This is a genomic window from Bradyrhizobium sp. HKCCYLS20291 (assembly GCF_051167715.1).
Lineage (GTDB): Bacteria > Pseudomonadota > Alphaproteobacteria > Rhizobiales > Xanthobacteraceae > Bradyrhizobium.
Genome location: NZ_JBNPTO010000011.1, coordinates 146,941 through 169,910, shown reverse-complemented (window position 1 = coordinate 169,910; position 22,970 = coordinate 146,941). Strand labels below are relative to the sequence as shown.

At 65.4% G+C, this 22,970-nt stretch carries 24 protein-coding genes; 9 read left to right on the top strand and 15 right to left on the bottom strand.

Annotated features, from left to right (window positions below; all coding sequences use genetic code 11):
• Nucleotides 1–24: 24 nt before the first annotated feature.
• Nucleotides 25–429: a hypothetical protein gene (locus ACQR07_RS23650; RefSeq protein ID WP_434904528.1), complete on the bottom strand. Its 405-nt coding sequence runs from the start codon at nt 427–429 to the stop codon at nt 25–27.
• 293 nt (nt 430–722) lie between these two features.
• Nucleotides 723–1,604 (bottom strand): aldose 1-epimerase family protein, encoded by an 882-nt coding sequence (locus ACQR07_RS23645; protein ID WP_434904527.1) that lies wholly within the window; start codon nt 1,602–1,604, stop codon nt 723–725.
• A gap of 284 nt (nt 1,605–1,888) precedes the next feature.
• On the opposite strand from ACQR07_RS23645, the gene ACQR07_RS23640 reads away from it, so the two are divergent.
• Complete coding sequence (locus ACQR07_RS23640) at nt 1,889–3,085, top strand: amidohydrolase family protein (RefSeq protein ID WP_434904526.1); 1,197 nt, start codon at nt 1,889–1,891, stop codon at nt 3,083–3,085.
• 184 nt (nt 3,086–3,269) lie between these two features.
• Here ACQR07_RS23640 and ACQR07_RS23635 read toward each other — a convergent pair whose 3' ends face one another.
• From ACQR07_RS23635 to ACQR07_RS23600, 8 genes are all read right to left on the bottom strand, one after another.
• Nucleotides 3,270–3,782: a MarR family winged helix-turn-helix transcriptional regulator gene (locus tag ACQR07_RS23635; RefSeq protein WP_434904525.1), complete on the bottom strand. Its 513-nt coding sequence runs from the start codon at nt 3,780–3,782 to the stop codon at nt 3,270–3,272.
• A gap of 12 nt (nt 3,783–3,794) precedes the next feature.
• Nucleotides 3,795–4,499 (bottom strand): ABC transporter ATP-binding protein, encoded by a 705-nt coding sequence (locus ACQR07_RS23630; protein ID WP_434904524.1) that lies wholly within the window; start codon nt 4,497–4,499, stop codon nt 3,795–3,797.
• Nucleotides 4,496–5,287 carry an ABC transporter ATP-binding protein gene (locus tag ACQR07_RS23625; protein ID WP_434904523.1) on the bottom strand — a complete coding sequence of 264 codons (792 nt, stop codon included), beginning with the start codon at nt 5,285–5,287 and terminating at the stop codon, nt 4,496–4,498. The genes ACQR07_RS23630 and ACQR07_RS23625 overlap by 4 nt, the downstream gene beginning before the upstream one ends.
• Nucleotides 5,284–7,170, bottom strand: coding sequence for an ABC transporter permease (locus ACQR07_RS23620; RefSeq protein WP_434904522.1), 1,887 nt, complete (start codon nt 7,168–7,170; stop codon nt 5,284–5,286). The genes ACQR07_RS23625 and ACQR07_RS23620 overlap by 4 nt, the downstream gene beginning before the upstream one ends.
• Before the next feature lie 191 nt (nt 7,171–7,361).
• Nucleotides 7,362–8,564, bottom strand: a complete 1,203-nt coding sequence (locus ACQR07_RS23615) for an ABC transporter substrate-binding protein (RefSeq protein WP_434904521.1) — start codon at nt 8,562–8,564, stop codon at nt 7,362–7,364.
• A 27-nt stretch (nt 8,565–8,591) separates the two neighbouring features.
• Complete coding sequence (locus tag ACQR07_RS23610; protein ID WP_434904520.1) at nt 8,592–9,176, bottom strand: amino acid synthesis family protein; 585 nt, start codon at nt 9,174–9,176, stop codon at nt 8,592–8,594.
• A gap of 42 nt (nt 9,177–9,218) precedes the next feature.
• Entirely contained in the window at nt 9,219–10,106 is an 888-nt protein-coding gene (locus ACQR07_RS23605; RefSeq protein ID WP_434904519.1) for a UPF0280 family protein, read from the bottom strand.
• On the bottom strand, nt 10,103–11,554 hold the full coding sequence (locus ACQR07_RS23600) for a 6-hydroxynicotinate reductase (RefSeq protein WP_434904518.1): 1,452 nt from the start codon (nt 11,552–11,554) through the stop codon (nt 10,103–10,105). Before ACQR07_RS23600 ends, ACQR07_RS23605 begins: the two co-directional genes overlap by 4 nt.
• A 283-nt stretch (nt 11,555–11,837) precedes the next feature.
• Between ACQR07_RS23600 and ACQR07_RS23595 the strand changes: the two genes are divergently transcribed.
• The 3 genes from ACQR07_RS23595 to ACQR07_RS23585 are packed head-to-tail and all read left to right on the top strand — an operon-like array spanning nt 11,838 to nt 16,184.
• Nucleotides 11,838–12,320 carry a (2Fe-2S)-binding protein gene (locus ACQR07_RS23595; protein ID WP_434904517.1) on the top strand — a complete coding sequence of 161 codons (483 nt, stop codon included), beginning with the start codon at nt 11,838–11,840 and terminating at the stop codon, nt 12,318–12,320.
• Complete coding sequence (locus ACQR07_RS23590) at nt 12,320–15,859, top strand: molybdopterin cofactor-binding domain-containing protein (protein WP_434904516.1); 3,540 nt, start codon at nt 12,320–12,322, stop codon at nt 15,857–15,859. Before ACQR07_RS23595 ends, ACQR07_RS23590 begins: the two co-directional genes overlap by 1 nt.
• Nucleotides 15,860–15,890: 31 nt before the next feature.
• Nucleotides 15,891–16,184 (top strand): helix-turn-helix domain-containing protein, encoded by a 294-nt coding sequence (locus tag ACQR07_RS23585; protein WP_434904515.1) that lies wholly within the window; start codon nt 15,891–15,893, stop codon nt 16,182–16,184.
• Between the two features lies 1 nt (nt 16,185).
• Here ACQR07_RS23585 and pncA read toward each other — a convergent pair whose 3' ends face one another.
• The gene (gene pncA, locus ACQR07_RS23580) at nt 16,186–16,809 is read right to left on the bottom strand and encodes a bifunctional nicotinamidase/pyrazinamidase (protein WP_434904514.1); all 624 of its coding nucleotides are present in this window, start codon (nt 16,807–16,809) and stop codon (nt 16,186–16,188) included.
• A gap of 177 nt (nt 16,810–16,986) precedes the next feature.
• On the opposite strand from pncA, the gene ACQR07_RS23575 reads away from it, so the two are divergent.
• Entirely contained in the window at nt 16,987–17,280 is a 294-nt protein-coding gene (locus ACQR07_RS23575; protein WP_434904513.1) for a hypothetical protein, read from the top strand.
• Between the two features lie 59 nt (nt 17,281–17,339).
• A complete protein-coding gene (locus tag ACQR07_RS23570) occupies nt 17,340–17,537 on the top strand; it encodes a hypothetical protein (RefSeq protein ID WP_434904512.1) in 198 nt (65 codons plus the stop codon).
• Here the strand turns inward: ACQR07_RS23570 and ACQR07_RS23565 are convergent.
• On the bottom strand, nt 17,534–17,728 hold the full coding sequence (locus ACQR07_RS23565) for a DUF3606 domain-containing protein (protein WP_434904511.1): 195 nt from the start codon (nt 17,726–17,728) through the stop codon (nt 17,534–17,536). The two genes, ACQR07_RS23570 and ACQR07_RS23565, sit on opposite strands and share 4 nt — an antisense overlap.
• Before the next feature lie 72 nt (nt 17,729–17,800).
• Complete coding sequence (amaB, locus tag ACQR07_RS23560; protein WP_434904510.1) at nt 17,801–19,351, bottom strand: L-piperidine-6-carboxylate dehydrogenase; 1,551 nt, start codon at nt 19,349–19,351, stop codon at nt 17,801–17,803.
• A 148-nt stretch (nt 19,352–19,499) separates the two neighbouring features.
• On the opposite strand from amaB, the gene ACQR07_RS23555 reads away from it, so the two are divergent.
• The 3 genes from ACQR07_RS23555 to ACQR07_RS23545 all read left to right on the top strand — a co-directional run bounded on the left by ACQR07_RS23555 (nt 19,500) and on the right by ACQR07_RS23545 (nt 21,596).
• Nucleotides 19,500–19,859, top strand: coding sequence for a hypothetical protein (locus tag ACQR07_RS23555; protein WP_434904509.1), 360 nt, complete (start codon nt 19,500–19,502; stop codon nt 19,857–19,859).
• Nucleotides 19,860–20,420: 561 nt separating this feature from the next.
• A complete protein-coding gene (locus tag ACQR07_RS23550; protein ID WP_434904508.1) occupies nt 20,421–20,837 on the top strand; it encodes a hypothetical protein in 417 nt (138 codons plus the stop codon).
• A 144-nt stretch (nt 20,838–20,981) separates the two neighbouring features.
• The gene (locus ACQR07_RS23545; protein ID WP_434904507.1) at nt 20,982–21,596 is read left to right on the top strand and encodes a hypothetical protein; all 615 of its coding nucleotides are present in this window, start codon (nt 20,982–20,984) and stop codon (nt 21,594–21,596) included.
• 197 nt (nt 21,597–21,793) lie between these two features.
• Here ACQR07_RS23545 and ACQR07_RS23540 read toward each other — a convergent pair whose 3' ends face one another.
• Complete coding sequence (locus tag ACQR07_RS23540) at nt 21,794–22,264, bottom strand: DUF695 domain-containing protein (RefSeq protein ID WP_434904506.1); 471 nt, start codon at nt 22,262–22,264, stop codon at nt 21,794–21,796.
• Nucleotides 22,265–22,391: 127 nt separating this feature from the next.
• Complete coding sequence (locus ACQR07_RS23535; RefSeq protein WP_434904505.1) at nt 22,392–22,907, bottom strand: hypothetical protein; 516 nt, start codon at nt 22,905–22,907, stop codon at nt 22,392–22,394.
• Nucleotides 22,908–22,970 lie beyond the last annotated feature (63 nt).

The window sequence follows — 22,970 nt, the reverse complement described above, 5'->3', positions numbered from 1 at the left end:
TTCCGGAGAGCGCGCGCCCGGCGATCAGCGCCAGCTGCAGATTCCGCCATTGCCGGGCCGGCACGGCCAGGTCTGGACCCGCGTGTCCATGGCCTGAGCGTCGAGCAGGTTCTTGCGATTGGCCAGCCTCGAGCGCGCCGCAGTGCGGGGACGCTCGGCGGAGCGCACCACATGGCGATGCCTGACCGTCGCGACCGTACGCGTGACATCGGCCCTGTCCCGGTCAGCGGCCATGCTCGCGCGATCCGTTCTGGCCTCGATCGGAACCGGCTCGAAATGCGCTTCAGGTCCAAGCGGGCGCGGCGACAATACGGCCTGGGAAAGATCGAGGCGAAAAACTTCGCCCGGCTGATACTCGTTCGCCCAAGCGCCGCTGCCGCACAGCAAGGCGACACACGTCAAAATGCCGAATAGATTCTTCCGCTCCATGGCCTTCTCCACGCGCAGAGAAATGCGCGCCCCCGCCCCAAGATCGCGGCATCGCCAAGCTCCGTCCCCAACGGTCAGGCCGGACGAACGGTTGGCTGCCAGATGATGCTTTCGCCGTTGTCCGTCCGTGACGTCATCATCGGAACCGCCGGCCGCCGCATCATAGTCACGGCGGCGCCGCCGTCCTTCATTTAGGACACGATGCAGCCGTTTCCAGGCCAATTTCGGAATTCACGGTTACCGTTGTGCACGGCGTTGGGCGCTTTAAAAAGTCATACTGTAGATAAGTCATACTAATCAGACGAAGTGACCCTGAGGGTGCAACGCAGTGTTTCGGCTGCGCCCGGCGCGATCTGCATGAGCCCCGGTTTGTCAGCAAATTCGGCATCGAAATCGAACGGGCTGGCGAAACCGCGCCATGGTTCGATGCAGAGGAACGGCGCGCCGGCCGGCTTCGACCAGAGGCCGAGCTGGCGGAAATGCTTCCATTCCATCTCCAGCGCGGGGCCTCTGGCTCCAGCAAAGCGAACGGAACGGCTGACCGGCTGATCGAGGATCACGGCATCATCGACAAACAGGGCCTCGTTCAATTGAAGAACACGGCCTTCGATGGGGGACGGCTCCGGTTGCGCGCGCAGCAGTCCGCCGGACAGGCGCCGAATCGGCGCGGGCTCGGGCTCTGCAAACGTTAGCAGATAGCTTTCCTTCGCCTCCCCAGGGAGCAGCGGCCAGTTGAACGCGGGATGGGCGCCGAACGAGGCCGGCAGCACGTCACGTGCGGGGTTGGCGATCTCGATCGCGATCTCCAGGGCATCGGGTGTGATCCGATAGGTCAAGGTCAGGCTGAAGGCGAACGGAAAGCGGGCGCGCGTGGTGTCGTCGTCGGTCAGTTGGAGGACGCAAGCGCTGGCGCTGCGCTCCAGCCAGGTGAAGCGGAGGTCGCGGGCGAAGCCGTGCTGGGTCATGGGATAGACCCGGCCACCATGACGCAGATGGTCATCCTTCAGCCGGCCGACGATCGGAAACAGCCAGGGCGCGTGCCGTGGCCAGGCGCGGCCGGCCTGCCACAGCAGCTCGAGGCCTTCGGCCGTCTTCAGCGAGCACAGCTCGGCGCCGTCAGCCTTGATGGTCGCCGTGATGCCGCCGGCGCTGATCGTCTGCAGGTCGTCGCTCATGTCGCATCATCCTGTCCGGGAGAAACGCAAAGCGTGATGCCGGATTGCCGCGGCAACGTCCAGAGCCGGCCATGTCGATCGATCTTCGCCGACGCGCAGCCTCGTCACGGAACTGATCACGGGAGTGCCGGGCCGTCGAATGAGCAAACACCGCCTGATCTTCGTGCAGCGGCGCCGCTTGCCGGCCCTTATCATTCGTGTACGAATGACCAGAACCAGCTTGATGCTGCGCCGCGTGCAGGCGCAAACTGCCTAAAATGCTTCGCCAGGAGAAGGATATCCCGATGGCCCATGACGCGCCGCAAGCAACCGGCCCCAGCAAGCTGGTGATCCGCAACATCGGCCTGCTGCTGTCCGGCGCGCTGGAGCGGCCGATCCTGGATGCCGATACGATCGTCGCGGAGAACGGCAAGATCACCGGCATTGGCCGCTTCAAGGATGTCGACACCGAAGGCGCGACGACGATCGTCGATGCCCACGGCACGACGGTCGCGCCGGGCCTGATCGACAGCCACGTCCATCCGGTCGCCGGTGACTGGACGCCGCGGCAGAACCAGAGCAACTGGATCGACTCCTATCTGCATGGCGGCGTCACCACGATGATCTCCGCCGGCGAGGTGCACATGCCCGGCCGTCCCCGCGACGTCGTCGGCCTGAAGGCGATGGCGATCTTCGCGCAGCGCGCGTTCTGGACGCTGCGCCCCGGCGGCGTGAAGGTGCATGCCGGCGCGCCTGTGATCGAATGCGAGATGGTCGAGGACGACTTCAAGGAGCTTGCCGCCGCCGGCGTCAAGCTGCTCGGCGAGGTCGGCCTCGGCGGCGTCAAGGACGGCCCGACCGCGCGCAAGATGGTCGGCTGGGCGCGCAAATACGGCATCCAGAGCACGATCCACACCGGCGGCCCGTCGATCCCGGGCTCCGGCCTGATCGACAAGGACGTCGTGCTGGAAGCAGGCACCGACGTGATCGGGCACATCAACGGCGGCCACACCGCCCTGCCCGACGATCAGATCCGCTGCATCTGCGAGGGCTGCAAGGCCGGCCTCGAGCTGGTGCACAACGGCAATGAGCGCTCGGCATTGTTCACGCTGCGCACCGCGCGCGAGATGAACGAGCTCAGCCGCGTCATCCTCGGCACCGACGCGCCGGCCGGCTCCGGCGTGCAGCCGCTCGGCATCCTCCGCATGGTGTCGCTGTTGTCCTCGCTCGGCGACGTCCCGGCCGAGATCGCCTTCTGCTTCGCCACGGGAAACACCGCGCGGATGCGCGAGCTTGATTGCGGCCTGATCGAAATCGGCCGCTCCGCCGACTTCGTCATCATGGACAAGGCGCAGCACTCGCCGGCCAAGACGCTGCTCGACAGCGTCCAGCTCGGCGACCTCCCGGGCATCGGCATGACCATCATCGACGGCATCGTCCGCACCCAGCGCAGCCGTAATACGCCGCCGGCGACGAAGATCCCGGAGATCGTGGCGAAGTAGTTGCATCGCTCCGCTCGCGATGACGTCGTGGGTTTGACGAAGAACCGTAGGGTGGGCAAAGCGACGCCGTCAGGCGGCGCGTGCCCACCGCTGGCAAATGCGGTCTCGGTGAGAACGGTGGGCACGACGGCTTCGCTGCGCGAATCCGTCTTTGCCCACCCTACGAGAGCGAGTTTCGCGGCAACTATCTCAGCCTGCCCAACAGCGACAGCAGCGTCTCGCGTTCTTTCGCATCCAGCGGCGCCAGCGTCTCCTTCGAGATCGCAAGCGCCAATGGCGCGGTCTTCTCCGCGAGCTGCTGTCCCGCACGGGTCAGACTCACCAGCAGCCGCCGGCCGTCCTGCGGATCGGCGCTCGTCTCGGTCAGCCCCCGCGCCGTCAGCCGGTCGATCACGCCCTTGATGGTCGCCACATCCATCGCCGTGAGACGGCCGAGCTGGTTCTGCGAGCATGGCCCAGTCTCGACCAGCTTCGACATCGCCGCCCATTGCGTCGGCGTCAGGTTGCTGCCGATGTCGCGGGCGAAGATCATGGTGTGGCGCTGCCAGACCTGGCGCAGGATGAAACCGATCTGCTCGTCGAGCACATAGTTCGATTTGGCAGGCCTCGCCGCCGTCTTCACGGCCGCCTTGGCCGGCTTCGGTGCGGCCTTGGTCGCAGCTTTTGCCGATCGCTTCAGCGTGGCGGTCTTTGCCATTGATCCCTTGCCTCAGATCGACAGATGCGCGTCGCGGATATCGGGCCGCGCGTCGAGCTCGGCCATGGTGCCGGAATAGCAGATGCGGCCGCGCTCGATGATGTAGGCACGGTCCGAGATCAGCTTCGCAAAATGCAGGTTCTGCTCGGACACCACCAGCGACACGCCCTCCTTCTTCATCGTCAGGATGGCATCGACCATCTGCTCGACGATCTTCGGCGACAGCCCTTCGGAGGGCTCGTCGAGCAGCACCAGCGACGGATTGCCCATCAGCGTGCGGGCGATCGTCAACATCTGCTGCTCGCCGCCGCTCATGCGCCCGCCCGGCCGGTTCTTCATCTCGCCGAGATTGGGAAACAGCTTGTACAGCTTGTCGCGCGTCCATTGCGGCGCGCCGGCACGCGGCTTCTGCCGGCCGACCTCGAGATTCTCCTCGACCGTCAACTCGGTAAAGATGCGGCGCTCCTCCGGCACGTAGCCGAGGCCGGAGCGTACGATCTCATGGGTCGGGACGGACGAAATGTCTCTGCCCTCGAACAGGATCTGGCCTTCGCGCTGCGCGACGAGACCGACGATCGAACGGAACGTCGTCGACTTTCCGGCGCCGTTGCGGCCGAGCAGCGCCACGACCTCGCCCTCACCGACCTCCAGGCCGATGTCGAACAGAATGTGCGCCGGGCCGTAATGGCTGTTGAGATTGGCAACGGACAGCTTCATGCCGAGGCTCCCTCGCGATGCCGTGCATCGTACAGCAGGCCCTCGCCGAGATAGATCGCCTGCACCTCGCGATTGGCGCGCACCTCCGCCGGCGAGCCCTGCGCGATCAGGCTGCCGCGGTTGAGCACGAGGATGCGGTCGGCATGCTCGAACACGACGTCCATGTCGTGCTCGGTGAACAGCACGCCGATCGACTGCTCGCGCGCGATTTTCGCGGTCAGCCGCATCAGCTCGACGCGCTCGCGCGGCGCCATGCCGGCGGTCGGCTCGTCCATCAGCAACAGCTTGGGGTGATTGGCGAGCGCGATCGCGAGTTCCAGCCGCTTGAGATCGCCGTAGGCCAGCTCGCCGCACGGGCGGTCGGCATAGCCGGTCATGCCGACGAGATCGAGCAGGCGATCAGCCTCGCCGCGCGCGATGCCGAGCATCGGACTGAAGAAATCGAACAGCCGGCGATGATGCGAGACCAGCGCGACCTGGATGTTCTCGCGCACCGTCATGGTCGGATAGGTCGCGGTGATCTGGAAGGTGCGGCCGACGCCGAGCCGCCAGACCTCGCGCGGCTTGCGGCCGGTGGTCTCCTGACCCATCACCGTGATGTGGCCGCTGTCCGGCACGTTCTGGCCGTTGAGCATGTCGAAGCAGGTGCTTTTTCCGGCGCCGTTCGGGCCGATCAGCGCGAGGATCTCGCCGGCCCGCAGCGTGAACGACACGTTGCGTACTGCGTGAATGCCGCCATAGGATTTCGTCAGGCCCTCGACCGAGAGCAGCGCCACGCCGAGACTCATTGCGCGCCCTCCATCTTTGCCGAGAGCGCAGCAGGCTTGGACGCCGACACGCGCCGCCGGTGCATGACGCTCTCGACCACGCCGACGATGCCCTTCGGGAAAACGACCACGATCAGCACGATGAAGATGCCGAGCACCAGCTTCGACCAGTCGGTCTGGCTGACCAGCCAGATGTTCAGCGCCTTGTAGACGATGGCCCCGAAGATCGCGCCGGGAACGGTCTCGACGCCGCCGAGCAGGACCATCACAAGCGCATCGACCGATAGCGAGATGCCCATGTTGTCCGGGAAGACGCTGCCCTTGAGATAGGCGAACAGCGCGCCGCCGATGCCGGCCGTGGTGCCGGCGATGATGAAGGCCGTCCACTGGATGCGCTTGCCGTTGATGCCGATGGACTCGCTGCGCAGCGGCGAGTCGCGCATGCCACGCAGGGCGTAGCCGAACGGCGAGAAGGTAATGAGGCGCAGCAGGCTGACGACGAACGCGGAGACACCCAGAGCGAGCCAGTAGAAATGCGACGGCGAGGCCGCCCATTTCTCCGGCCAGAGGCCGAGAATGCCGTTGTCGCCGCCGGTCACCGCGACCCATTGGAACGCGATCGACCACACGATCTGCGCGAAGGCGAGCGTCAGCATCGCGAAGTAAACGCCGGAGAGCTGGACCGCGAAGGCGCCGAACACCGCCGCACCGAGGGCGCCGAGCAGCGGCCCCAGCAGCAGGCAGGCGATCATCGGCAGCCCCGCCATCTTGGCGAGAAACGCGACACCATAGGCGCCGAGGCCGAAATAGGCCGCGTGGCCGAACGAGGCGAGCCCGCCGACCGCCATCAGGAAATGCAGCGACGCCGCAAAGATCACGAACACCGCGATCTCCGCGCCCACGGTCAGCGCGTAGTTGCCGGCGATGAACGGCAGCATTGCCGCGAGCGCCAGCGCCACGAGCGACGCCAGCCGCTCGACCGAGCTCAGCGGACGCCACGGAATCACCGTGAGGCCCGGCGTGCGGCGTGCCGGCGTCTCCTTCTTGCCGAACAGGCCCCAGGGCCGCACGACCAGCACGACCGCCATCACCAGGAACACGAGGATCAGCGAGATCGTCGGGAAGATGAGGATGCCGAAGGCGTTCAGCTCGGACACCAGCACGGCCGCGACGAAGGCCCCGAGGATGCTGCCGAGGCCGCCGATCACGACGACGACGAAGACTTCGACGATGATGCGCAGGTCCATCGCGTGGTGGACGGCATCGCGCGGGATCTGCAGCGCGCCGCCAAGCGCGGCGAGGAAGACGCCGACCGCGAACACCGAGGTGAACAGCCATTTCTGATTGACCCCGAGCGCCGCGACCATGTCACGGTCCTGCGTCGCCGCGCGCACTAGGATGCCCCAGCGCGTGCGCTGGAACAGCAGCCAGAGTGCTCCGAGCACGACTGGGCCGAGAACGATCAGGAACAGGTCATAGCTCGGGATGTTCTGGCCGAAGAAATCGACCGCGCCCTTGAAGCCCGGCGCGCGGCGGCCGACCAGATCATCCGGCCCCCAGATCAGTACCACGAGATCCTCGACCATCAGGGTCAGGCCGAAGGTCGCGAGCAGCTGGAACAATTCCGGTGCGTGATAGATCCGGCGCAGCAGCACCATTTCGACGAGCACACCGATCGCGGCCACGGCAAGCGCCGCGACGACGATGCCGCCCCAAAAGCCGAGCGCGCCGGACAGCCGCTCCGTGAGCGAGAACGCCACATAGGCGCCCAGCATGTAGAACGCGCCGTGGGCGAAATTGACGATGCGGGTGACGCCGAAGATGATCGACAGCCCCGACGCCACCAGGAACAGCGACGCTGCACTGGCAAGGCCGGTCAGGAACTGGACGAAATAGAAGGCCATGAGCAGTCCGCGTCAGGAGATCGTCTGTGTCGGATGAGCCGCGTTTGCAACTCGCCTCAAGAGCCGGCGAGCAAGCGTGAGGTGAGGGGTCTCGGCCCGAACCTGTAGATCGGGCGTCGCACTCCCCCACCCCGCCTGCTCTCCCCCCGCGGGAGGGGGAGGCAGGAAGGCTTGGATAAGGAAAGCCTGGATCAGTCCTTCGGACGCAGCTTGCCGACTTCCTCATCGCTCGGCAGGTAGTCCGAGCCCTTGCGATAGACGGTGTCGACCATGACGCCCTTGCCGTCCTTCTGCGCCGTCTTGCCGACGTAAGCGCCGAGCGTCGACTGGTGGTCGATCTTGCGGAAGGTGATCTCGCCGAACGGCGACGGCACGGACAGGCCCTCGGCCGCGGCAATCAGCTTGTCGGCATCGGTCGAGCCGGCCTTGGCGAGGATGGCGGCGGCCGACTTGATGGTCTGGTAGCCGACGATCGAGCCGAGTCGCGGATAGTCGTTGTACTTGGCCTGGTAGGCCTTCAGGAACGCATCGTGCTCGGGCGTCTTGATCGAGTACCAGGGATAGCCGGTCACGATCCAGCCCTCGGGAGTCTCCTCCTTGAGCGGATCGAGATATTCCGGCTCGCCGGTCAGGAAGCTGACCACCTTGCGGTCCTTGAACAGGCCGCGGGTGTTGCCTTCGCGAACGAGCTTCACGAGGTCGGCGCCGAAGGTGACGTTGAGGATCGCCTCGGGGTTGGCGGCGGCGACGGCCTGCACGACCGGGCCCGCGTCGATCTTGCCCTGCGGCGGCCATTGCTCGTCGACCCACTGGATGTCAGGGCGCTTCTCCGACAGCAGCTTCTTGAACACCGCGACCGCCGACTGGCCATATTCGTAATTCGGCGCGATCGTCGCCCAGCGCTTCGCCGGCAACTTGGCGGCTTCCTCCACCAGCATCGCGGCCTGCATGTAGTTCGAGGGGCGTAGGCGGAAGGTGTATTTGTTGCCCTTCGACCAGGTGATGGCGTCTGTCAGCGGCTCGGCCGCCAGGAAGAACACCTTCTTCTGGTTGGCGAAGTCGCTGACGGCGAGGCCGATGTTCGACAGGAACGTGCCGGCGAGCATCGCGACGTTCTCGCTCGACACCAGCTCATTGGCCGCGGTCTGCGCATCGGCGGGCTTGCCGCTGTCGTCCTTGGAGACGACGACGAGCTTCTTGCCGTTGATGCCGCCGGCCGCATTGACCTCCTCGACCGCGAGCTGCCAGCCCTTGCGATAGGGCTCGGTGAAGGCCGGCAGCAACGAGTAGCTGTTGATCTCGCCGATCTTGATGACGTCCTCGGCGCGCGCCGCGCCCGTCAGTCCCGCGACGGCAAGGCCCAGGCCTGCCGCAAGCATCGTTCTCCGTCGCATCCCTTCAGCCTCCAATGTTGACTCGAACTATCTTAAACCGTCGTCGCCCTTGATCTCGGCGACCGTGAGCCCGCCGACCCGAGGCAGCGGACGCCCGCTGTCGGTCACCGCGAGCGCGACCATGATCTCGTTCGCGCGCGGCGCATCGTTGATCTGCACCTCCATGCCGTCGAAATGGCTGCGCACGAAGGCGGCATCCTTATGCCCGAGCGGAATGTCGAGCGTGCAGCCGACACCGCCGCGCTTCTTCGAGGACGGGATCAGCGCTGCGCCCTTGCCGAGCACCTTGCGCACCGGCGCGCCCATCTTCGGATGCAGGATCGCCGCCGCATGCTCCAGCTCGCCCTCGCTGCCGACGGCAGCCGCCTTGCCGTAACTGTGCGCAGCCGGTCCCTCGATGCCGAGCGCAGCGACCGCCCGCTTGGCCAGCATCTCGCCGAGCTCCTCGCCGATCGCGATCAGCGGCGACAAATCCTCGACATAGCGGCCGGCGAACGGGTTCTCGATGACGGCGATGGCCGCGGCGCGCCGCGTCGGCGGCGACACGGCCTTGCCCATCTCCTGATGAACCTCCTCGACCACGGTCACGATCTTGCGGATGACGGCGCTCATCGTCGGCAGTCCTTCATGTTCCAGCCCATCATGCATCAAACCTCACGCCGCTGCCGCCCGCAACTGCGCCGGACGATGGATCTCGACCGCGCGCGTCCCGGCGACGCGCATGGCCCCGCAGAGCTGCAGCACGGCGCCCTCGATCAGGCCGTCCGACAGCAAGGCTTGCGCAACCTGCTCACCCGCAGCGAGCGCGGTCGCCACGTCAGCATCATCCAACGCGCCGACCTCGCAGGTGACGAGACGATGACCGAGATCGCTGTCCGGCTGCAGCTCACAGGCGGGACGGCGGTACACGGCCGGATGTCCGGGCAGATCGACGGCATTCGCAATCACGGTCGCCGCAGCGTCGGCCTGCGCAGCGCTCCGCGCCAGCACCGTGACGGCATCGGCGATCCCGAGCGAGAAGCTGCGGCCATGACGGCCCGAGGTGGCAATTCCACGGACCGCATCCTCGGAGCGAAGCGTCAGACTACGCATCACGCCATTGGCGTCCGGCCGGTCCATCAGCCCGACGCTGAAGGTCGCGGCATCCTGCAGATGCAGCGCGATGTCGCCGCCATTGTTGACATAGGCGCGCGGCAACGCCGCCGCCGCCAGCATCGCACCGAGAATTTCTTCAGCGACCGCTCCGGCCACCGCGGCCATCGGGGTGATGAACATGTCGGCGGCGAACGGCGCCACCGCGGCGTGCATGCGGCGCGCGACGACACCGTTCAGACGACAACGATCCCGGTCGGCGGCCTTGCGCAGTTCGGACAGTTCCGAACAGAGATCATCGAGCAGACCCGTGAAGCGCTCCGCGGCAGCCCGATAAGCCGTGCGAATGTCGGCCTCGGCGCCATCGGCGCCGATGATCAGATCGATCGGCCCGTCCTGCAGATGCAGCCGGCGATCGGGCAAGACGGCGATCTGTGGCTGACGGCTCATGAGCCTTGCCTCGGCCACGGCAATTGGCGGATGTCCTTGCTGACGTCCTTCAGCGACGCCAGCGGCTGTACATAATCCATGTGGCCGCCGAGCGCCTCATAGTCGGACAGCTTCATGGTGAACTCGATCGGGGCCACGAGGGCCGGCGTCGGCACGTAGCCAAAGGCGCCCGCCGGCATCTGCGTTACGTCAACCATGTAGGTGATGCCGCCGCCGGGCCAGACATAGACCGGCGCGCCGCCCGACGTTACGCGCGTCAGCGCATCCTTCACCGAGCGCGTCAGCCGCACCGGATTGTCAGTGACGCCCGCGCGCAGCGAACCGCCGGCCCCGGCCATGAACAGCACGGTGCACAGCGCCGGCTCGCAGTTTTCCTGGATGCGCTCGACCGAGAATTGTAGCTCCGGCGGCATGTCGCGCTGCACCGGCTTCAGGCTCTCGTCGAGCACGTAGTAGCCGGCATGCTCGCCGGTGGTCGACACCATCAGCAGCGTCGTGCCCGGCTTCGCCGTCTTCGGATCGAACGGTCCGAGAATCGCTAACGGATCGGAAATGTCGGTGCCGCCCCAGCCGGTGCCGGGTTGCGCGACCTGGAAATAGCGGCCCGGGGTCGAGCGCCGCCCCTTCATCTTGATGCCGGTCGCCGCGATGTCGAGCAGTTTGCCGGCCTGGTGTTCCGACAGCACGCCGGTGATGTGGTCGTCGACCACCACGACCTCGTCGACCTTGCCCTGCCACTGCTTGGCGAACATGCCGATGGTCGCCGAGCCGCAGCCGACGCGCATGCGCTCTTCCTTGACGCCGTTCACGATCGGCGGCTGCCCCGCCTGCACGATCACGCTGGCGCCGCCGTCGATGGTGAGCTCGACCGCCTTGCGGTTGCTGAGGTCCATCAGCGCATCGCAGGTGACGCGCCCCTCCTTCTTGGAACCGCCAGTGAGATGATGCACGCCGCCGAGCGACAGCATCTGCGAGCCGTATTCGCTGGTCGTCACGTGTCCCACGGCCTCGCCGTCGACCCGCACCGTCGCAGCTTCCGGCCCGAGATAACGATCGGTGTCGATCTTCACCTTGACGCCGCAATAGCTGAAGATGCCCTCGGTCACGACCGTGACCATGTCGACGCCTTCGACCTGTGACGACACGATGAAGGGCGCGGGCTTATAGTCCGGATAGGTGGTGCCGGCGCCGATCGCGGTCACGAACAGCTCAGGCTGGTGCACGATCTTGCCATCCCAGTCGCCGCTGGCCTGGAACGGCACCAGCTTGCCGCCGTGCGACACCGTGCGTTCCAGCAGGATGTGCGGATCGACGCGCACCAGCACCCCGTCCTGATTGGCGTAGCGATCGCAGGCCCCGGCGGCACCCGGCTTGATGTAGCACATCACCGGACAGGCATCGCAGCGGATCTTGTCCCCTGCAGCGTCGCTTGCCGTCTCAGTCACCATGCGGAGATGCCCATCTTGAAGCGGTGGTCGCAGCCGCGGCCCGCACCGCGGTAATTCGTTCGTATACGAATGATGTCGCGCCCCTCTGCCGACTGTCAAGCGTTGCCGCACCCGAAAGGCACGTTTGCCGGATAAACGATCAGTTTGCCCTGCACAATGACGACAAATCGTGCACGCACTGCAGCGCAAAACGTGGCACTTGCATGTTAGTACACAAACGATACGCTCCGGGCGATCGCGATTTCATCCTCGTTAACGATAGCATAGCAGACGGCAAAAGGGCATGACGCCAGCAACGATTCGGCTGACCGTGAACGGACAGGCGCATGACGTCGCGGCCGGGCCCGACACGATCCTGCTCCACGTGCTGCGCAACGACCTCGCCCTGAACGGCCCGAAATACGGCTGCGGTCTCGGCGAATGCGGCGCCTGCACGGTGCTGATCGACGGCCGCGCCGCCCGCGCCTGCGTCATTCCGATCGAAGGCTGCGTCGGTCGCAGCATCACGACGCTGGAAGGACTCGGCTCGCGCGAGGCGCCCGATCCGGTGCAGCAGGCCTTCATCGCCGAGCAGGCCGCGCAATGCGGCTATTGCCTCAACGGCATGATCATGACGACCAAGGCGCTGTTGGCGATCAAGCCCGATCCGTCGCTCGACGAGATCAAGCAGGCGCTGCGCTACAATCTCTGCCGCTGCGGCGCTCATGTCGAAATCCTCCGCGCCGCGATGCGCGCAGCCGGCCACACGCTCGAGGCGCTGGACTGATGGCCGACCGCGTCGAACAACCTGCGGATCATCCGCGCGGCGTATTGACGGTGGAGCGTCGCGTCGGCGACGGGTCGTCGGAAACCTTCATCAGAATCACCAGGGACGGCGAGGTCGCGGCTTTCAACGGCCATGTCGACCTCGGCACCGGCATCCGCACCGCCCTGGGACAGATCGTCGCGGAGGAGCTCGACGTATCCTTCGCCCGCGTCGTGGTCGTGCTCGGCGACACCGCCGTCGTGCCGAACCAGGGCGCGACCATCGCCAGCGAAACCATCCAGATCACCGCAGTGCCGCTGCGCAAGGCGGCGGCGCAGGCACGCGCCTTCCTGCTGGCGCGGGCCGCGACGCAGCTCGAACGTGCTGAAATCGATCTGACGATCGAGGACGGGCTGGTCCGCGGTCCCGACAATCGCGTGCTCAGCTATGGCGAGTTGATCGGCGACGACACGATCCGCCTCGATCTCGCCGAGGACGTCGCCGTCAAAGCGGTGGACGACTATCAGATCGTCGGCCGCTCGGTGCCGCGCGTCGACCTGCCGGCGAAGGCGACCGGCGAGCTCACTTATGTCCACGACGTCCGCGTTCCCGGCATGCTGCACGGCCGCGTCGTTCGTCCGCCCTATGTCGGCGTCGACGCCGGCCCGTTCATCGGCACCAGCCTGATCGGTGTGGACAAGGAGTCGGTCCGCGACGTTCCAGGTCTGGTGGACGTCGTCGTGATCGGCGACTTCATCGGCGTCGTCGCGGAGCGCGAGGAAAATGCGATCCTCGCGGCCGAGCGGCTGAAGGTGAGCTGGAAGCCGGTGCCGACCTTGCGCGATCTCGACGACGTCGAGAACGCGCTGCGCGCCAATCCGTCGAGCCCGCGCCGACTGCTTGACAAAGGCGATGTCGATGCCGCCATCGCCGGCGCCGCCAAGCCGATGCCGCGCACCTATCTCTGGCCGTATCAGATGCACGGCTCGATCGGGCCGTCCTGCGCGGTCGCCGATGTTCGCGACGGCCAGATCCGGATCTATTCGGGCACGCAGAACCCGCATCTTCTGCGCACCGATCTCGCCAGGCTGATCGACTGCCCCGAGCCTCAGATCGAGCTGATCCGCCTGGAGGCGGCCGGCTGCTACGGCCGCAACTGCGCCGACGACGTCACCGCCGATGCCCTGCTGCTGTCGCGCGCCGTCGGCCGTCCCGTGCGCGTGCAGCTGTCGCGCGAGCAGGAGCATCTGTGGGAGCCCAAGGGCACCGCGCAGCTGATGGACGTCAATGGCGGCCTCAATGCCGACGGCTCGGTGGCGGCCTATGAGTACGCCACGCGCTATCCCTCGAACGGCGCGCCGACCCTGGCGCTGCTGCTCACCGGCCGCATCGCGCCGGAGCCGGCCATCTTCGAGATGGGCGACCGCACCGCGATCCCGCCTTACGACTACGACAATATGCGCGTGACAGCGCATGACATGCCGCCGATCGTCCGCGCCTCCTGGATCCGCGGCGTCTCCGCGCTGCCGAGCACGTTTGCTCACGAGTCCTATATCGACGAACTCGCCGCCGAGGCGAAAGTCGATCCGATCGAATACCGGCTGCGCTATCTCAAGGACGAGCGCGCCCGCGATCTCGTCAATGCGGTGGCCGAGCGCGCCGGCTGGACGCCGCGCCCGGTGCGGCAGGAGAAGACGCCCGAGAACGGTGTCGTCCACGGCCGCGGCTTTGCCTACGCGCTCTATGTCCACAGCAAGTTCCCCGGCTATGGCGCGGCCTGGTCGGCCTGGATCGCCGATGTCGCGGTGAATACGACCACCGGCGACGTCAGCGTCACCCGCGTCATCGCCGGCCAGGATTCCGGGCTGATGATCAATCCGGACGGCGTGCGCCACCAGATCGAGGGCAACGTCATCCAGTCGACCAGCCGGGCGCTGATGGAGGAAATTCCGTTCGCGCGCGGCAAGGTCGCGGCGCGCGAATGGGGCGCCTATCCGATCATCACCTTCCCCGAGGTGCCCAAGATCGACGTGCTGATGCTGCCGCGGCCGGATCAGCCGCCGCTCGGCGTCGGTGAATCAGCATCGGTGCCAAGCGCCGCGGCAATCGCCAACGCGATCTATGACGCCACCGGCGTTCGCTTGCGCGAGCCGCCATTCACGCCGGAACGCATTCTGCAGGGCCTGCGCGGCGAACAGGTCGAGCCAGTCAAGCCACAGCCCCTTCCCGCGCCGGATAAGCCAACGACGACCTGGCTCAAGCCGTTCGCCAAGCGCGGCGGTCTCGTCGCCAGTGCGGTCGCGGCCTGCGCCGCCGCCATCGGCGTCGCAACCGCCGTGCTGCCGTGGCGCGCCATCGCCCCGATCGCGCGTCCCGATCCTTCGGTCTACTCGGCGGCGACGATTGCGCGCGGTGAGGCGCTCGCCGCTCTCGGTAATTGCGCAGTCTGCCACACCGCCGACGGCGGCCTGATCAACGCCGGCGGCCGCGCGCTGGAGACGCCGTTCGGCGCGCTGTTCAGCGCCAACATCACGCCGGATGTCGAGACCGGCATCGGCGCGTGGTCCTATCCCGCCTTCGAGCGCGCGATGCGCGAGGGCGTGCACCGCGACGGAAGGCAACTCTATCCGGCATTTCCCTACACGCATTTTGCGCGCACCGATGATGCCGACCTGCAGGCGCTGTACGCCTATCTGATGGCGCAGCCGCCGGTCCGGCAGCAGGCGCCGGACAATCAGCTGCGCTTCCCGTTCAACCTGCGGCCGCTGGTCGCCGGATGGAATGCGCTGTTTCACAGCTCTCAATCCTTCAAGCCCGATCCGACCAGATCGGAGCAGTGGAATCGCGGCTTCTATCTGGTCGAGAGCCTCGGCCATTGCAGCGCCTGTCACTCGCCGCGCAACGCGCTCGGCGCCGAGCCACGCAACGCCTATTTGGCGGGGGGCTTTGCCGATGGCTGGGAAGCACCCGCGCTGAGCTCGCTCTCGTCGGCGCCGATCCCGTGGACGGAAGACGAGCTCTACACCTATCTGCGCACCGGCCACTCGCGCTTCCACGGCGTGGCCGCGGGACCGATGGCGCCGATCGTCAAGGATCTCGCGACGCTGCCCGATGCTGACATCCGCGCGATGGCCACCTATCTCGGCTCCTTTCAGGCGCCATCGCCCGAGCCGGCGAAACTGGAGGCGATGGCCTCGGAGCTGGAAGCGCGCACCAAGGTGACCTCGGCCTCGTCCCCGGCGGCCCGGCTCTATCTCGGCGCCTGTGCCGTCTGTCACGAGGTCGGCGGCCTGCCGCTGTTTGGCAGCCGGCCCTCGCTGGCGCTCAACAGCAATCTGCACGGCGCCACGCCCGACAATCTGATCCAGGTGATCCTGCACGGCATCATGAAGCCGGCCTCGTCCGAGCTCGGCTACATGCCGGCGTTCAAGGACCATCTGAGCGACGCGCAGCTCGCCGAGCTCGTCGGCTATCTGCGCAGCCAGTTCGCCCCGGACAAGCCGGCCTGGACGAACATCGATGCCGCCGTCACCCGCATCCGCTCGTCCCGGCTGCACTGAGACTACGAAACATGGACCACAAGGTATCAACATGAGTGCCCTGACCAACGCCATCGACATCCTGCGCTGCTTCTCAACCTCCCGGACCGACCTCTCCTTTGCCGACGTGCAGGTCATGACCGGCAAGCCGAAGAGCTCGACGTCGCGCCTGCTGCGCTCGCTGCGCGATTGCGGCCTGCTCGAGCAGGACCCGCGCAGCCGCCGCTACCGCCCGGGCCTGCTCGTGTTCGAGCTCGGGCGGCTGCATCGCGCCGATGACGACCTGATCGCCACCCCCGAGCGCGATCTGCGCGACGTCGACGCGCGCGCCGTCCACACCGGCTAACTCATGCCAGCTCCGCGATCTTGATCACGCCGGCCTCCGCGCCTTGTGCCTTCGCCGCGGCCATCGAACCGCCGAGATCGATGCCGCGGCAGGCATTGTCGATGACAACGGCCGCGAAGCCGAGCCGCCGCGCATCCACGGCCGAATAGTGGACGCAGAAATCGGTCGCGAGCCCGGCCAAAAACACCCGCCTGAAACCGCGCTCGCGCAGATAGCCGGAGAGACCGGTCGGCGTCGTCTTGTCGTTCTCGAAGAACGCCGAGTAGGAATCGATTCCCGGGCGAAAACCCTTGCGGATGATCAGCTGCGCCTTGTCGGTCGCGAGGTCGCGGTGAAATGCCGCCCCCGGCGTGCCCTGGATGCAGTGATCCGGCCACAGCGTCTGCGGGCCGTAGGCCAGATCGATGCTCTCGAACGGCGCCTTGCCCGGATGGCTTGAGGCAAATGAGCCATGGCTCGCGGGGTGCCAGTCCTGCGTCAGGACGACCTGCTCGAATCGCGCGCTCAGCCGGTTGATGACCGGCACGACCGCATCGCCGTCCGCCACGGCGAGCGCGCCGCCGGGACAGAAATCGTTCTGCACATCGATGATGAGCAGCACATCCTCATTCGCCTTGATCTGCATGGTCGTCGCATCCGCTTGCCAAAACCCCGGACAGCATGGCCGCGGCCGGCGGCGTTCTCAAGCCGCTCGTGTCCGGCCCAAAAAGCCAGCCCCTCCATTCCGGAATCCCTGCCCTGCGCGCCGGGACTGGAAATGCCCGGCGGCTGGTGGATTCTCTCAGCCGGAGAGATTCGCACGATGTCCGCCACCGTCACACGCCGCAACCCGATACGCAGCCTCGAAGGCTGGGCCGTGGCCACCCTGCGCGAGGCCGGCGCCATCGTCGACTGCGACGCGCACGGCTGGATGCGCGAGCGCGGCGATCCGCACGCCGTGGCACGGGCGCTTCGCATCGCCCGCGATGATCCGCCGCGCGGCGTCTCGCCCGGAGACGCGATCGCCGCGATCGAGCAGATCCTCGGCGCGATCGGCGACAGCTGCCCTGAGTGTTCAGGGCGCGGAGAACCGGAAGAAGCGCCGGGATTCAAATAAGTGATTCCGCTACCACCCCGAGATGTCCTAGCCTGAGGCCTCGACCGGGAGAGGTAATCATGAAGCGTCCCACCGCGTGGCTGCTGCGCAAGCCCTGCCCGACCTGCGGCCGGCCGCTTGCGGTGCGCCACGGCAAGGGCGAGCGCCGTGAGCAGATCTGCCCCGCCTGCGACGGCCCCGACCCGCTGCACTCGCCGAAGGCGCTGGGCTGGACCAAGGGCTCGCTGCGGCCGCCGCAGCGGCCGCAGAAGCATTAGTGTGCGAGCTTGCGCTCGACGGTCTTGCGGCTGTTGCCAACCTTCTTGACCGCCTTCTTCACGGCCGAGGCCGAGCGGCCGCTCTTCTCGGCTTCGTAGCGCACTTCGTAGTCCTGTCCGCCCGCGACGCGGGCGCGGTCCTGCTTGCGTCCGCGCGCGGACTTCGTGGTGGTCTTCGTCTTCGCTGCCATGGTGCATCTCCCTGTCAGCGCGCAACGCACGAGTAGGCGAAGCAGTTCCGCCGACGGGAGACATCTCCGTGATCACCCGATGTCGAACTTGACGCCCTGCGCCAGCGGCAGGCTGCGGCCGTAGTTCACGGTGTTGGTGGCGCGGCGCATATAGGCCTTCCATGAATCCGAGCCGGACTCGCGGCCGCCGCCGGTCTCCTTCTCGCCGCCGAATGCGCCGCCGATCTCGGCACCGGAGGGACCGATATTGACGTTCGCGATGCCGCAATCGGAGCCGCGCGACGACACGAGCAGCTCGGCCTCGCGCAGATCGTTGGTGAAGATCGACGACGACAGCCCCTGCGGCACCGCGTTGTGCAGCTCGATGACAGCATCGAGATCGCGATACGGCATCACGTAGAGGATCGGCGCGAACGTCTCGCGCTCGACCGGACCGCTCTGGGCGGCGATCTCCACCAGCGCGGGACGGACATAATAGGCCTCGTCGCAGCCGCCGACCGCGACACGTTCACCGCCGAACACGCGGCCGCCGTGATCCCGCGCGGCGCTCAAGGCGGCCTGCATGACATCATAGGCGCCGCGATCGATCAGCGGGCCGATCAAGGTGCCCGGCTCCAGGGGATTGCCGATCGCCACCGAGGCATAGGCCTGCTTCAGGCGCGGCACCAGCTGCTCATAGATTTCGGCATGCACGAACAGGCGGCGCAGGCTGGTGCAGCGCTGGCCGGCGGTGCCCATCGCCGCGAAGGCCACGGCGCGCAGCGTGAGATCGAGATCGGCCGAGGGGGCGACGATCGCGGCATTGTTGCCGCCGAGCTCGAGAATGGCGCGGGCGAAGCGGCCGGCGAGGCAGGCGCCGACGACGCGGCCCATCGCCGTCGAGCCGGTCGCCGACACCAGCGGCACCCTGTTATCGTCGACCAGCATCTCGCCGACGTCACGGCCGCCGAGCAGGAGGCCGGCGAGTCCGTCCGGCGCCTCGCCGCCGTCGCGGCGGAAGCGGTCGATCGCGCGCGCCAAGAGCGCGTCGGTCGCCAGCGCCGTCAGCGGAGTCTTTTCCGACGGCTTCCAGACGATGCTGTTGCCGCACACCAGCGCGATCGCCGCATTCCAGGCCCACACCGCGACTGGAAAGTTGAACGCCGAGATGACGCCGGTGACGCCCAGGGGATGCCACGTCTCCATCATGCGGTGCTCCGCGCGCTCGGTGGCGATGCTCAGGCCATAGAGCTGGCGCGACAGGCCGACGGCGAAGTCGCAGATGTCGATCATCTCCTGAACCTCGCCGAGCCCCTCGGACACGATCTTGCCGGCCTCGATCGAGACCAGGCGACCGAGTGCGGCCTTGTTGGCGCGCAGCTCCTCGCCGAGCAGCCGCACCAGCTCGCCGCGCTTCGGCGCCGGCAGCGACCGCCACTGCAAGAACGCGGCATGGGCGCGGCCGATCACCGCGGTGGCCTCGGCCCGGCTGTGGTCGTGCACCTGCGCGAGCACCTCACCTGTGATCGGCGAGCGCGCGCTGCGCGGGCCGCCCCGGAGACGCTCCGGCGCGACGCCGAGCGAGGTCAGGAGTTCGGTCGTTTCCGCAGCGAGGGCGAGCGAATGTGCGGGGTGAGAGGGCATATGCAACTCCGGATATGTCCTGCACGCCGGTGCGCGCGAGACGTCAAGAAAGGTCCACCATGAACGCCCCCTGTAGATCATATCACGCCGGACGGCGCGAGCGCCCGGACGCTGGGCGATCCGCCACTGCGCGCATGGGTCTGCTCTCTTGGAAAAGTTCGTCCGGCAAGGCGTCGGGGACGTCATCTCGGCCGCGGGACAGCTCGTTCCGAGCCTGGCGCAATGGTCGGCGGATGCCGGCGCGCATCGGTTCGATCCCGCGACGCCAGTGCGCCCGAGGCTTGAAGGTCGATCGGCCCTCCGAGATCACGAGGGCGCAGGGAATGCCGGGCGCTGGCCGCAACCCATGGCCCGCCTGCAACAAAAAAAGCAGGCGGCAGTCACCACAGGTTCAGCCGAACTCCGGCATTCCCTGCGCGATGGTCTTAACGCTTATATCGTGTTCTCCCCGGTGTACGGCTCGTTAGCCACCGTCGCCAGCAGGGATCATCATCCCCCGCCGACTTGACGCCAGCACCGCGGCGTCAGGACCACACGACTTCACGTCCGCCAACTGCCGTTCGTCCGCACGTCCAAGACGCACTGCGGCAAGCCAGCGGCCATCGCCTCCCCGCTTCACGTGTCGTGACGATCGCGATACGCCCCTCGTGGCGAAGCAGGATGGACGGGAGTAGAGCACAGTTTCTGTAAAAGCGAAAGAAAAAAATTCGGTAAGAGCGAAAAAGACCAGCCACGGATGGGCGAACCATCGAGTCGCTCGGCCGAAAATCAGCGCACTTTCAACTCGATATCCATCAAGATATGGGTCAAATATGCCACATGTCAGTCACGGAGACGTCTCATGGCCACAACGCGGAGCCTCCGCTGTCCGCTGAGGCGTCTGGCTGCGCCGTCCGTCCCTTGGACTCGCGATCACGATCGCAATCCGTCCGGGCAGCGCAGTCAGGCGTGTGCAGATCATAGATCATATCTTGGGAATCGCGAGATAGCAGTTCAACGTCAAACTGGCAGAGAAGGTGATTGATATGTTGATCATCGATCGCGCGGCTAACGCGGCTAGGCCACAACAATGATGTCTGCCCCCGAACCCCTGTCTGTCGTCTGTCTTCCAAAGCTGCGGCCAGCATACTTTGTTGATGCAGTTATCATCGAGAGTGATTTAATTAGTATGGCCGGAACAGTATTTCGAGATAGCGGTGCTGGAGACTGGCTCGGCTTCTATGACTGGCTGCTCACGAAGGACGATACTGTCATCGGCGTACGTCAATACGTTGATCCGGATGATCCCAGAGTTGATCGAATTCTGCTAGAGCTTGCAAGAGATGACGTGATCGTTTCGAAGGAAGCGCGCTCAGTGAAGATCTTTTTTTCCGATCGCCGGGACTACGACGTGCGAAAGTCTTCTACTCAAGGTTTTGGCGATAATCGACTGTTTCTGAGTGATGACGGCTCAGTATTGCTAACTTTCCTCCCGCGCATGCACTAACGCCAATTGCTCGGCGGGCGTCGCTGCGCGCCCCAGCGGGGTGCGCCTTTTATTCGAAATCCCGAAATTGCTTTCGCGCGGCGGTGACTTCTAGAGTCTGGCGACGTGTGAAACGGGGCAATCAGTGTCCTCGATAGAGGACCCGTGGATCTACGCCGTAAAAAGAAATATGCGCATTACTGCATCGAAGATTGCTCAACGCTGCTGTCACTCGCTAAGACCTTCGAGGAAGGAAAGCCGGTTGCCGTGACGCCGATATCGAGCACGGAATTCCATGCGGATAGCGGCGACCGTACGCGGATCGCCTTTGTCAGGGACACCGCAGGCAAGGTGTCCGGCGCAATTCTGAACCCGGGGCCATTGGAAACCGCGGAGCGCGGCTCGACTAGGGCAATGACACCATGCCCCCCATTGACCTACCACGACATCTTGGAGGTCGATCGTCGACCATGGCAGCCCCGCCAGCTCGCCGGCGAGTACGGCTGCTCGGAGCATGGGGAAGAGGGCTGTGAAGTTGAAGACCTGCCGGTCGAGGGGGTCCTTGATACAGCCTCGGATGCAGTCCGGTCCGGCGAAGCGCCAGACGACCCGGTGAATGCCGACCGTCCTGCTGCGGATGCTGCCTTCAAACCGAAATGTCTGCGCATCTCGTCCTCCATCAACGCAAGCCCGACTCACGCCGAGCGTTGTCCCCGGATTCAATCCGAGCACGTACCTGCGGCTCAAGCACGAGGCATTGCGCGTTTACCCACAAGGTAGAGATGAAGCTCGCGCGGAACATGGCGGACCAGAGACATAATCTCGTCCACGAGTTTGGCCGGCACACGAACAGGAACAGTCCGGTTGCAGCGCACCAAGCATCCGTGTCATGTTGAAGGCAATGAATTACTTATTTATTGCAGTGTCGCAGAAACTCCCAACTCGACACGCATTTTGCAATTGTTCGCATACTCTCGCTAGCTGGACTGCACAGCTTCGAGATACCATTTAGCTTTCTGCCAAAGAGGATCGTAATCGATACGGAAATCGAACTCCCTTGGGTGTTCCCGTGTATTCAGAATCCGTTGCAAAGCGGCGTTGGCAGCGTCGGGATTTGCGAGCCGCCAGATCAGCTCCCTGCGGCCGTCGTGCGTCACTCGCGCCAAGAACCTCACACCATCGGCCTGCAATAGCTCGTTATGAACTTCGTCCTCAAAGCGAAACAGCAAAGCCTGTTCGTCGTCAGAGGGAAGGCGGTACTGGCCCAAGCCTTCGCACAGCAAGAGCATGGACAGGTGCCAATTCAGCTCGTCTTTCGCCTGAACGCCTTTCAAGTACGAGTTGACGTTGGCAAATCCAGGAAGATCCCGCTGCCTGAACTCCACGAGGACATATTGGTCATCCGACGGCAAACCACCCATATGACCAGCAACCTTTCCTCGCGCCATACTTGCACCAGCCAAGATACGGCGCGCGCTGGCGCCTCGAATAAAGGATAGTGCATCCGCTCTCGCTTCTTACTTCAGGGGGGCAGTCCAGCACTGTCACCTCATTCCGATGGATGTGGCGGCAATTTCATTTTTCTCGTCTGAACTGCCACTGCTCGATCGGGAATGGTTTGGAAGCCGCCGTACCGTCAATTGTCAGAACGAGCGCTCGCGCTCCGCACTCACCGTCAGGCGCGGAAAGTGTGAACCGCACACGTGGTTGCGTATACCTCTGCGCCATCAAGGCCTCCCACATTTCGGGGCCGGAGACGAGCATAAATCGGATTCGATCAAGGCTGACATCTTTACCCACCGCTCGAATTCTAGACTCATTAAAGTCTGCCCCGAATTGAGCCACCCAGATCGCACCACGATCAAAACTAAGCTGTTTGATTGGTTGATATGCAACCGATCCAACCTCGATTCGCTTTTTTGGTGGAAGTGGATCTTCCTCAACCATCCAATAGCTGTCTGATTTTATGAGGTTCGCGTAAAGTTGAGGCGCACCACATTTCTGCTCGTCCGCGTGGGTGGCCTCACTATAGAGACCGACAAAAACTAGCAGGATAACAAGCCTCAGATAGCCCGTGGCGCGTAAGCTCATTTCAGCTCCCGGAACCAGATTGAAGTGAAGTCCAGCAACACACCCCTAGTGGACATCGCAGCA

Excerpts from the sequence above, each read along its gene's own strand:
- ACQR07_RS23650 (WP_434904528.1), bottom strand. The coding sequence starts at position 429 with ATGGAGCGGAAGAATCTATTCGGCATTTTGACGTGTGTCGCCTTGCTG.
- ACQR07_RS23645 (WP_434904527.1), bottom strand. The coding sequence starts at position 1,604 with ATGAGCGACGACCTGCAGACGATCAGCGCCGGCGGCATCACGGCGACC.
- ACQR07_RS23640 (WP_434904526.1), top strand. The coding sequence starts at position 1,889 with ATGGCCCATGACGCGCCGCAAGCAACCGGCCCCAGCAAGCTGGTGATC.
- ACQR07_RS23635 (WP_434904525.1), bottom strand. The coding sequence starts at position 3,782 with ATGGCAAAGACCGCCACGCTGAAGCGATCGGCAAAAGCTGCGACCAAG.
- ACQR07_RS23630 (WP_434904524.1), bottom strand. The coding sequence starts at position 4,499 with ATGAAGCTGTCCGTTGCCAATCTCAACAGCCATTACGGCCCGGCGCAC.
- ACQR07_RS23625 (WP_434904523.1), bottom strand. The coding sequence starts at position 5,287 with ATGAGTCTCGGCGTGGCGCTGCTCTCGGTCGAGGGCCTGACGAAATCC.
- ACQR07_RS23620 (WP_434904522.1), bottom strand. The coding sequence starts at position 7,170 with ATGGCCTTCTATTTCGTCCAGTTCCTGACCGGCCTTGCCAGTGCAGCG.
- ACQR07_RS23615 (WP_434904521.1), bottom strand. The coding sequence starts at position 8,564 with ATGCGACGGAGAACGATGCTTGCGGCAGGCCTGGGCCTTGCCGTCGCG.
- ACQR07_RS23610 (WP_434904520.1), bottom strand. The coding sequence starts at position 9,176 with ATGAGCGCCGTCATCCGCAAGATCGTGACCGTGGTCGAGGAGGTTCAT.
- ACQR07_RS23605 (WP_434904519.1), bottom strand. The coding sequence starts at position 10,106 with ATGAGCCGTCAGCCACAGATCGCCGTCTTGCCCGATCGCCGGCTGCAT.
- ACQR07_RS23600 (WP_434904518.1), bottom strand. The coding sequence starts at position 11,554 with ATGGTGACTGAGACGGCAAGCGACGCTGCAGGGGACAAGATCCGCTGC.
- ACQR07_RS23595 (WP_434904517.1), top strand. The coding sequence starts at position 11,838 with ATGACGCCAGCAACGATTCGGCTGACCGTGAACGGACAGGCGCATGAC.
- ACQR07_RS23590 (WP_434904516.1), top strand. The coding sequence starts at position 12,320 with ATGGCCGACCGCGTCGAACAACCTGCGGATCATCCGCGCGGCGTATTG.
- ACQR07_RS23585 (WP_434904515.1), top strand. The coding sequence starts at position 15,891 with ATGAGTGCCCTGACCAACGCCATCGACATCCTGCGCTGCTTCTCAACC.
- pncA (WP_434904514.1), bottom strand. The coding sequence starts at position 16,809 with ATGCAGATCAAGGCGAATGAGGATGTGCTGCTCATCATCGATGTGCAG.
- ACQR07_RS23575 (WP_434904513.1), top strand. The coding sequence starts at position 16,987 with ATGTCCGCCACCGTCACACGCCGCAACCCGATACGCAGCCTCGAAGGC.
- ACQR07_RS23570 (WP_434904512.1), top strand. The coding sequence starts at position 17,340 with ATGAAGCGTCCCACCGCGTGGCTGCTGCGCAAGCCCTGCCCGACCTGC.
- ACQR07_RS23565 (WP_434904511.1), bottom strand. The coding sequence starts at position 17,728 with ATGGCAGCGAAGACGAAGACCACCACGAAGTCCGCGCGCGGACGCAAG.
- amaB (WP_434904510.1), bottom strand. The coding sequence starts at position 19,351 with ATGCCCTCTCACCCCGCACATTCGCTCGCCCTCGCTGCGGAAACGACC.
- ACQR07_RS23550 (WP_434904508.1), top strand. The coding sequence starts at position 20,421 with ATGATGTCTGCCCCCGAACCCCTGTCTGTCGTCTGTCTTCCAAAGCTG.
- ACQR07_RS23540 (WP_434904506.1), bottom strand. The coding sequence starts at position 22,264 with ATGGCGCGAGGAAAGGTTGCTGGTCATATGGGTGGTTTGCCGTCGGAT.
- ACQR07_RS23535 (WP_434904505.1), bottom strand. The coding sequence starts at position 22,907 with ATGAGCTTACGCGCCACGGGCTATCTGAGGCTTGTTATCCTGCTAGTT.